2 protein-coding genes and 2 pseudogenes are annotated in these 2,632 nt (G+C 73.1%); all 4 read left to right on the top strand.

The window, feature by feature from the left end; translation table 11 throughout:
* Nucleotides 1-55: 55 nt before the first annotated feature.
* A pseudogene (locus tag SSOG_RS30220) lies at nt 56-265 on the top strand (3-oxoadipyl-CoA thiolase); the annotation flags it as partial.
* Nucleotides 266-332: 67 nt separating this feature from the next.
* Entirely contained in the window at nt 333-1,100 is a 768-nt protein-coding gene (pcaH, locus tag SSOG_RS30215) for a protocatechuate 3,4-dioxygenase subunit beta (protein WP_009718061.1), read from the top strand.
* Nucleotides 1,100-1,681: pseudogene (pcaG, locus tag SSOG_RS30210) on the top strand (protocatechuate 3,4-dioxygenase subunit alpha). The gene pcaH and the pseudogene pcaG overlap by 1 nt, the downstream one beginning before the upstream one ends.
* Nucleotides 1,668-2,632: 3-carboxy-cis,cis-muconate cycloisomerase (gene pcaB, locus SSOG_RS30205; protein ID WP_039941960.1), on the top strand; the 965-nt coding region annotated here is incomplete at its 3' end. The pseudogene pcaG and the gene pcaB, both read left to right, overlap by 14 nt.

The following is a 2,632-nucleotide window of genomic DNA, read 5'->3' as shown; positions in this document are numbered from 1 at the left end:
AGTCTCACCTAAATACGAATATAGGAATTTAGTAAGGCGGTATTGCGCTCAGTAAATGGGCTGCCTCGCCGAATGGCCCGACCTCGACCCGGAAATCGTCAACCCGCGCGGCGGCGCCATCGCCATCGGCCACCCCCTCGGCGCCTCCGGCGCCCGCCTCACCGGAGCCGTCGCCCACCAGCTCGCCGCGGCGGGCTCGGGCACGGGCGTGGCGTCCCTGTGCATCGGCGTCGGGCAGGGCATCGCCCTCGTCCTCGAGCGGTAACCCGTACGCGACAGGTAGTTCGCATCCGAAAGGCAAGGCGTACTCGAAAGGTAAGGCGCACCCACCCATGGCACTCACGCAAGCCGACATCGACCGCGAACTCACCGACAGCCGCGCCGCGTACGACAAGGCGCGCGCCGACGGCGCCCCCGCCGCCGACCATCCGGCGCGCGACTTCGCCCCGTACCGCAGCAGCCTGCTGCGCCACCCCAAACAACCGCTGGTCGCGGTGCAGGGCGACCCCGAGACCGTCGAACTGCACACGCCCGTCTTCGGCCACACCGACATCACCGACGTCGACAACGACCTCACCATCCAGCACCAGGGTGAACCGCTCGGCGAGCGGATCACCGTCTCCGGACGGCTGCTGGACAGCGGCGGACGGCCGGTGCGCGGCCAGCTCATCGAGCTGTGGCAGGCCAACGCGGCCGGGCGCTACGCCCATCTGCGCGACCAGCACCCGGCGCCCCTCGACCCCAACTTCACCGGCGTCGGACGGACCCTCACCGGCGACGACGGCTCGTACAGCTTCACCACCATCAAGCCCGGCGCCTATCCCTGGCGCAACCACGAGAACGCGTGGCGCCCCGCCCACCTCCACTTCTCCCTCTTCGGTACGGCGTTCACCCAGCGCCTCATCACCCAGATGTACTTCCCCGGCGACCCGCTCTTCGTCTACGACCCGATCCTCCAGTCCGTGACGGACGAATCGGCGCGGCAGCGGCTCGTGGCCACCTACGACCACGCGCTGTCCCAGCCGGAATGGTCGCTGGGCTACCGCTGGGACATCGTGCTGGACGGGCCGTCGGCCACCTGGATCGAGGAAGGCCGCTGATGACCCAGCTCTCCCCCACCCCCTCCCACACCGTCGGCCCCTTCTACGGGTACGCGCTCCCCTTCCCCGGCGGCGGCGACCTCGCCCCCGCGGGCCACCCCGACACCATCACCGTGCACGGCCGGGTCCACGACGGCGAGGGCGCGCCCCGTCCCGGACGCCCTGGTCGAGCTGTGGCAGGCGGCCCCGGACGGCTCGCTGTCCGGCGCGCCCGGATCGATGCGGCTCCGACCCGGGGGACCGGGGATTCTCCGGGCGCAACGGCGTCGACTTCAACGTTTTCGGCCGCATCGCCACCGACGCCGACGGCCCACTGGAGCGCCCGTACGCTCCGGCCCGGCGCCCCCGCCGCCCCGTACATCAGCGTGTGCGTCCACGCCCGCGGGCTGCTGCACCACCTCTACACACGCCTGTACTTCCCCGAGAACGCCCGGCTCAACGCCGCCGACCCGCTCCTCGCCGCGCTGGATCCGGCGCGCCGGGAGACCCTGGTGGCGACGGCGGAGCCCCAGCCGGGGACGTACCGCTTCGACATCCGCCTCCAGGGAGAGGGAGAGACGGTTTTCCTTGAGTTCCGGTAATGCAGGTAGTGACGACGTCGGACTGCTGACCCCCGTACGGACCGGGTCGGCGGTCGAGGACGCCACCGGCGATACGGCGTTCCTCCAGGCCATGCTCGACGCCGAGGCCGCGCTCGCCCGGGCGCTGGCACCGGCCGACACGGCTGCCGTGGTCACGGACGCGGCCCGCGCCGGGCTGTACGACGTACGCGACCTCGCCCGGCGGGCCCGCTCCGGCGGCAACCCCGTCATCCCGCTGGTCGCCGACCTCACCGCGGCGGTGGCCCGTACGGACGGCGACGCCGCGGCGTACGTCCACCGGGGCGCGACCAGCCAGGACATCCTGGACACCGCCACCATGCTGGTCGCGGCTCGCGCCCTGCCGCTGATCGTCGCCGACCTCGACCGTACGGCGGCGGAGCTGGCGCGGCTCGCCGCCGCCCACCGCGCCACCCCGATGCCGGGCCGCACCCTCACCCAACACGCCGTCCCCACCACCTTCGGCCTGAAGGCGGCGGGCTGGCGTTCGCTGGTCCTGGACGCCCGCGCCCGGCTCCTGGGGCTACGCCCGGTGGCCCAACTGGGCGGCGCGGCGGGCACGCTGGCCGCCTTCGACGACGGCATCCCGCTGCTGGCCCGCTTCGCGACGGAAACCGGGCTCGCCGAACCCGACCTCCCGTGGCACACCCTGCGCACCCCGATCGCCGACCTGGGCTCCGCCCTCGCCTTCGCCGTCGGCGCGCTGGGGAAGCTTGCGGCTGATGTGCTGGTCCTCTCCCGTACGGAGATCGGCGAGGTGGCGGAGGGCGCGGGCGGCGGCTCCTCCGCGATGCCGCACAAGTCCAACCCCGTACGCGCCACCCTCATCGCCTCCGCCGCCCGCCAGGCCCCCGGCCTCGCCGCCACCCTGCTCGGCTCCCTCGCCGCCGAGGACGAACGCCCCGGCGGGGCGTGGCATGCCGAGTGGCAACC

Source organism: Streptomyces himastatinicus ATCC 53653 (assembly GCF_000158915.1).
Lineage (GTDB): Bacteria > Actinomycetota > Actinomycetes > Streptomycetales > Streptomycetaceae > Streptomyces > Streptomyces himastatinicus.
Note: the sequence above shows the minus strand (reverse complement) of the source record. Positions and strands in the feature narration are given on the sequence as shown.